Here is a 6,175-nt window from a genome sequence, read left to right as displayed (position 1 = left end):
CTTTAATGGAAGCTGTTCACGATGTTCACGGAGAGTCTGTTCATAATGCTTAAAATGGAGATGATTATATGGCATATACGATTGCTTTAGCAGGTAAGGGAGGTACCGGTAAAACCACCCTTGCTGGATTTACAGTAGATTATCTTATAAAAAAGGGATTGGGTCCCGTACTTGCAGTGGATGCTGATCCAAATTCCAATTTAAATAACGTCCTCGGGATGGAAGTGGAGTTCACCTTAGGAGAGATTCGCGAAGAAGTAAAAAATATGGACAATCTTCCAGGCGGCATGACCAAAGCCGATTATCTGAATTTCAGACTGCAGCAAGCCATTGTAGAGGGAAAGGGATATGACCTGCTGGTAATGGGAAGGCCCGAAGGATTGGGATGTTACTGTTTTGCAAACGGCATTTTAAGAGAAGCAACAGATAAACTTTCGAATTTTTACTCTTTTATGGTAATTGACAACGAAGCAGGACTTGAACACCTTTCCAGGAGAACCACAAAAAAAGTCGATCTGATGTTTGCCGTAAGTGAATGCTCTAAAAGGGGAATAGATGCCGCTTACAGGGTAAAAACATTAATTGAAGAACTTGAACTGGATGTAAAGGAACTTTTTCTAATTGTTAACAGGGTACCAAAAGAGGGAATACAAAAGGAATTGATGGATCACATCGAAAAATACAATATTCCTCTGGCAGGCCTGGTACCCCTTGATGAGAACATCTATGAATACGACAATAAAGGTATACCCCTGGTGAATTTGCCTGAAGAAAGCCAGGCAATAAAGGCTTACAGGAGTATACTTGATAATATTCTTTTACCTCGGGTTACTGTAAAAAAATAGGGATATGGAGGCGAAGGATATGGCTTATAAAAATCCCCAGCAAAAGTTTCAGGGCAAAATAAAGGAAGTTGTTCTGGGTGAAGGCTTAAAATTAGGCGGGGAATCGGTGCTTCCCTTTTACTCTTTTGACGGAGATACGGGAAACACACCCAAGGTTGGCATGGAGGTTTGGGATATACCTCCTGTTGATTGGCCCGAAGGATTGATGAATATTATTAAGGATGTAGCCGATGATCCTGCAAAATGGGCAAAGTTTTATGCGGAAAAATACAACCCCGATTTTATAACCCTCAGGTTTATAGGTGCAAATCCCGATACCCTTAATAGGAGTCCCGAAGAGTGTGCTGAAATTGCAAAAAGGGTGGCAAAGAACGTTGACGTTCCTCTTGTTATTGCCGGATGTGACTCTAATGAAAAGAATGCGAGAATCTTTACAAAGGTAGCGGAAGTCCTTTCCAATAAAAATTACGCTTTTCTTTCCGCGGTTGAAGGTAATTACAAAGAAGTCGGTGCTGCGGTGGGATTGGCTTACGGAAACCTGGTGGTGGCGGAATCCTCTGTGGATTTGAACTTGGCAAAGCAGCTCAATATTTTACTTACTCAGCTGGGTGTAAAACCTGAAAAGATGCTTATGAATCCGGGAGTGTCTTCGGTAGGATACGGATTCGAATACGTTATTACCACCTTGGACAGGATAAAACTTGCTGCTTTAGAGCAAAACGATACAACCCTGCAAATGCCTATCATAATGCCTGTATCCTTTGAAACATGGAAGGTGAAGGAATCCGTTGCTTCAAAGGAAGATGCTCCGGAATGGGGAGACAGGGAAGAAAGAGGAATTGCTATGGAAGTGTCCACTGCGGTAGGTGTGCTGACAGCCGGTGCAAATGCTGTTATCTTGAGGCATCCAAAGTCCCTCGATGTGGTAAGAGGATTCATTAATGAAATGGTCAACTAATTGGGAAGGGAGAGGTAATTATGGCTTTAACAGGTATGGACATATATAAAATGCTTCCAAAGAAAAACTGCAAAGAGTGTGGTTTTCCTACCTGCCTCGCTTTTGCTATGAAATTAGCCCAGGGGGGCGTAGAAGCCGAAAGGTGCCCCTATATGTCGGAGGAAGTAAAACAAAAGCTTTCCGAGGCTACCGCTCCTTTGATGAAAACGGTTAAATTCGGATACGGTGAAAAAACCTATACCCTTGGAGGAGAAACTGTCCTTTTCAGGCATGAAAAGACTTTTGTGAACAGAAATAGATTTGCCGTAATGTTCAGCGATGCGATGTCCGAAGAAGAGATCAATAGTAAAATTGGACGCATGAACAAAATAAATTACGTTCGCATAAATGAGAGAATGTATGTGGAAATTGCCGCGGTGAAATGTGAAAGTGACAACAAAGAAAAATACTTAGGACTTTTGAAAAAAGTCAAGGATGAATGTAAAGATGCCGTGCCCATGATCGTTACCGAAAATGCGGAAATTGCAAAAGCAGCGGTGGAAGAGGTAAAGGACTTAGGACCGATACTCTACGGTGCAAACGAGCAAAACTACGAGGCGATGGTAAATATTGCAAAGCAGTATAATATTCTTTTAGGTGTTGAGGCGAACAATTTAGAAGAATTGTATAAACTGGTAGAGAAAATACATGCCCTTGGTTATAAAGAATTAATACTGGGGACAAAGGCGGAAAGCGCCAAAAAAGCCTTTGAAGATGTGGTAAACATCAGGAGGACCGCTCTAATTACCCAGGACAGGGTCTTTGGATACCCTGCAGCAGTCTTTGTAAACCGGTTATCAAAGGATAAATTCCTGCAGCTTTCCTATGCCACCATGTTTGTTGAAAAATACGCGTCAATAATAGTCCTGGACGATATTGATTATTCAGTAGCGCTGCCGTTATTTGCCTTAAGACAGAATATTTATACCGATCCGCAGAGGCCTATGAGGGTGGAACAAGGTATATACAGGATAGGACAGGCCGATGAAAATTCACCGGTTCTCGTTACGGTGGATTTTGCCCTGACCTATTTTATAGTTTCCGGTGAGGTAGAGAGGTCAAAGGTGCCTTCCTGGGTGCTGGTTCCCGATGCGGGTGGATACTCCGTGCTTACAGCCTGGGCAGCAGGGAAGTTAAGCGGAAAATCAATTGCAAAAGCTGTGAAGGATTTTGGAGTGGAAGAAAAGGTAAAAACCCGGGAAATTATTATCCCCGGAAAGGTGGCGGTTCTAAAATCCGACATTGAGGATGCCCTGCCCGGCTGGAAAGTGGTTGTGGGTTCCGAAGAGGCGGCTTTGCTTCCGAAGTTCCTGAAAGATTATATGGCCAAAAGGGCTTAATCGAGTTTGAAAATTCAGGAGGTGCGCATTATGGCAAGGTTTCTAACAATTGGAGAAAGGATCCACGTGATTTCTCCGGTCATAAGAAAAGCTCTTCAGGAAAGGGATCCAAAACCCATCCTGGAAAGAGCGAAGGAACAGGTATTAGCAGGGGCTCATTACCTTGATGTAAATATAGGCCCTGCTGAAAGGGATGGAGAAGAGTTAATGCAGTGGGTGGTAAAGCTTCTGCAAGCCGAATTCCCCAATACCCCTCTTTGCCTTGATACTGCCAATGCCAGGGCGATAGAAGCGGGATTAAAGGTTTACGATCCCAAACCGGGCAAGGCTATAATAAACTCTGCCGATGCAGGGTCAAGAATGGGTATGCTGGAAGTTGCGGCCGAATACGGTGCTATGGTAATAGGCCTTTGTGCTAAAGAGGGAATCCCCCGGGACAATGATGAAAGAATTACCTACTGCACTGAAATCCTGGATAGAGCTATGCAGCTCGGGCTCAACCCGGAAGATATTTTATTTGACCCGCTTTTTGTGGTGGTAAAGGGGATGCAGGATAAACAGCAGGAAGTATTAGAAGCTGTAAGGCAGATTTCCGAAATGGGCTTAAAAACTACCGGGGGACTGAGCAATGTTTCCAACGGATGCCCCAAAGAGTTAAGAGGCCTTATCGAGGCGGTATTTTGTTCAATGGCAATTCAGAGCGGATTAACTTCTGCTATTATAAATCCCTGCAACAAAATGCTGATGGATGTAATCAAAACGGCCGAAGTAATAAAAGGCTGGAATTTATACTGCGATTCATACCTGGAACTTTAAAAATGATTAATGGCCTGAAGGCCAAATATAAAATCCTTGGAGGGATTAGATTATGACATTATTTGATATCATTTTTGCCGGTTCAAAACAGGCTTTAGAGGCGGCTAAAGGTGTGGTGGAAGACGCAATTTCTAAAAAGGGAGAAGAAGGCAAGGTAGCTTTCCCGGAAACAGCTTACAGCCTTCCGACCATTTACGCAGCTACCGGGAAAAAGCTGGGTACTCTTAAAGATTTAAAGGACGCTCTTTCAATTGTAGAAAGTCTAATTGTAGAGGAGCAGAGCTTAGAAAAAGCATTAAATGCAGGACTTGCAACGGCGCTTTCTGCGGAAATAATAGAGGCTTGCAAATACGCTACCCAGGAGAAGCCCTATTCCGAGCCCTGTGCGGGATTTATTTCCGATGCTATCATTCGCTCCCTTGGCGTTCCTCTTGTAACAGGAGATATCCCCGGAGTGGCTGTGGTCATCGGAGAAGCACCTTCTGCCGAGGAAGCGGGGAAGGTGATTAAAGGCTATCAGAATAAAGGGCTCCTGGTATTCCTGGTGGGGAAAATTATCGATCAGGCAATAGAGGCCAAGGTAAAAATGGGACTGGAACTCAGGGTTATACCCTTAGGATATGATGTCACTTCAGTAATTCACGTAGTAACCGTTGCCATAAGGGCAGCCCTAATTTTCGGAAACGTCCAGCCGGGCAACGTAGGAGATTTGTTAAAATACACAAAAGAAAGGGTTCCCGCTTTTGTAAACGCTTTAGGCCCCTTGAGCGAGATCGTGGTATCGGCCGGGGCTGGAGCTATAGCCTTAGGGTTCCCGGTTATTACCGATCAGGAAGTTCAGGAAGTGCCCCATTATTTAATAGTTCAAAAAGACTACGATAAAATGGTGGCCACTTCTTTAGAGGCAAGGAACATAAAAATAAAAATAACGGAAATACCCATCCCCGTCGGTTTTGCGGCAGCCTTTGAAGGAGAAAGGGTAAGAAAGGAAGACATGTACGCCGAGTTCGGAGGAGGAAGGACACCTGCCTGGGAGCTTGTAAGAAAAAGAGAAATGGCGGAGATTGAAGACCATAAAATTGAGGTTATAGGTCCGGACATTGACACCTTAGGGCCTGATGGCGGCAAACTGCCTTTGGCGGTTCTGGTGGATGTAGCGGGTAGAAACATGCAGGAGGACTTTGAACCCGTTCTTGAAAGAAGGATTCATTATTTCTTGAATTACATTGAAGGCGTAATGCATATAGGTCAAAGGGATATAATGTGGCTTAGAATCAGTAAATCTTCTTATGAAGCGGGGTTAAGGCTCCATCATCTCGGCGAGGTACTATATGCAAAAATGCTTGACGAATTCGGAAGTATAGTCGATAAGGTTCAGGTGACCATCATCACCGACAGGGAAAAGGTGGAAGAACTTGCAAAAGAAGTGGCAAAACCCCGTTATGAAGCCAGAGACGCAAGACTTGCGGGATTGACCGATGAAAGCGTTGATGAATTTTATTCCTGCACCCTCTGTCAATCCTTTGCCCCCGCCCATGTATGTGTTGTAACACCTGAAAGACTTGGACTCTGCGGGGCGGTAAGCTGGCTTGATGCAAAGGCTACAAAAGAGATTAACCCCACGGGAGCCTGTCAGCCTATTGTAAAAGGCGTTGCAAGGGATGAAGTAAAAGGTATATGGGATTCCGTTAATAAAGCGGTGGAGGAATTATCCCACGGAGCAACAAAAGAAATCTGTATATATTCTTTAATGGAAAATCCGATGACCTCCTGCGGATGCTTTGAATGTATATGCGGCATTATGCCCGAAGCTAATGGGGTAATTATAGTAAACAGGGAATACACCGGGATGACGCCTCTTGGGATGACTTTTGGAGAACTTGCGTCCACTACCGGCGGTGGAATGCAGACACCCGGCTTCATGGGATTGGGCAGGCAGTTTATTACCAGCAAAAAATTCATTTTTGCTGAGGGCGGGATTAAGAGATTGGTATGGATGCCGAAGGAATTAAAAGAGGCCTTGAGGGAAAAAATAAACGCAAGAGGAAAAGAACTGGGTTATGACAATTTCGCCGATATGATTGCCGATGAGACGGTGGGAACGGATCCCGATTCGGTAACTGAATTTTTAACCAGAGTGGGCCATCCCGCACTTACCATGGATCCAATAATGTAAG

General features: G+C 44.2%; 5 protein-coding genes. All 5 read left to right on the top strand.

Going from position 1 to position 6,175, the window contains the following annotated elements:
- Window positions 1-68 precede the first annotated feature (68 nt).
- The 5 genes from ACPLOV_RS05585 to acsB are packed head-to-tail and all read left to right on the top strand — an operon-like array spanning window position 69 to window position 6,174.
- Window positions 69-845, top strand: coding sequence for an AAA family ATPase (locus tag ACPLOV_RS05585; RefSeq protein WP_424909834.1), 777 nt, complete (start codon window positions 69-71; stop codon window positions 843-845).
- Window positions 846-864: 19 nt separating this feature from the next.
- Entirely contained in the window at window positions 865-1,803 is a 939-nt protein-coding gene (acsD, locus tag ACPLOV_RS05580; protein WP_424909833.1) for an acetyl-CoA decarbonylase/synthase complex subunit delta, read from the top strand.
- A 20-nt stretch (window positions 1,804-1,823) separates the two neighbouring features.
- The gene (acsC, locus tag ACPLOV_RS05575; RefSeq protein WP_424910784.1) at window positions 1,824-3,182 is read left to right on the top strand and encodes an acetyl-CoA decarbonylase/synthase complex subunit gamma; all 1,359 of its coding nucleotides are present in this window, start codon (window positions 1,824-1,826) and stop codon (window positions 3,180-3,182) included.
- A 30-nt stretch (window positions 3,183-3,212) separates the two neighbouring features.
- Window positions 3,213-3,998: a carbon monoxide dehydrogenase/acetyl-CoA synthase methytransferase subunit gene (acsE, locus tag ACPLOV_RS05570; protein WP_424909831.1), complete on the top strand. Its 786-nt coding sequence runs from the start codon at window positions 3,213-3,215 to the stop codon at window positions 3,996-3,998.
- 52 nt (window positions 3,999-4,050) lie between these two features.
- The gene (gene acsB / locus ACPLOV_RS05565; RefSeq protein ID WP_424909830.1) at window positions 4,051-6,174 is read left to right on the top strand and encodes an acetyl-CoA decarbonylase/synthase complex subunit alpha/beta; all 2,124 of its coding nucleotides are present in this window, start codon (window positions 4,051-4,053) and stop codon (window positions 6,172-6,174) included.
- The last annotated feature ends 1 nt before the right edge of the window (window position 6,175 follow it).

Origin of the sequence: Thermovenabulum sp. (assembly GCF_049723235.1) — a bacterium.
GTDB lineage: Bacteria > Bacillota > Thermosediminibacteria > Thermosediminibacterales > Thermosediminibacteraceae > Thermovenabulum.
This window is presented reverse-complemented; position numbering and strand designations above follow the sequence as displayed.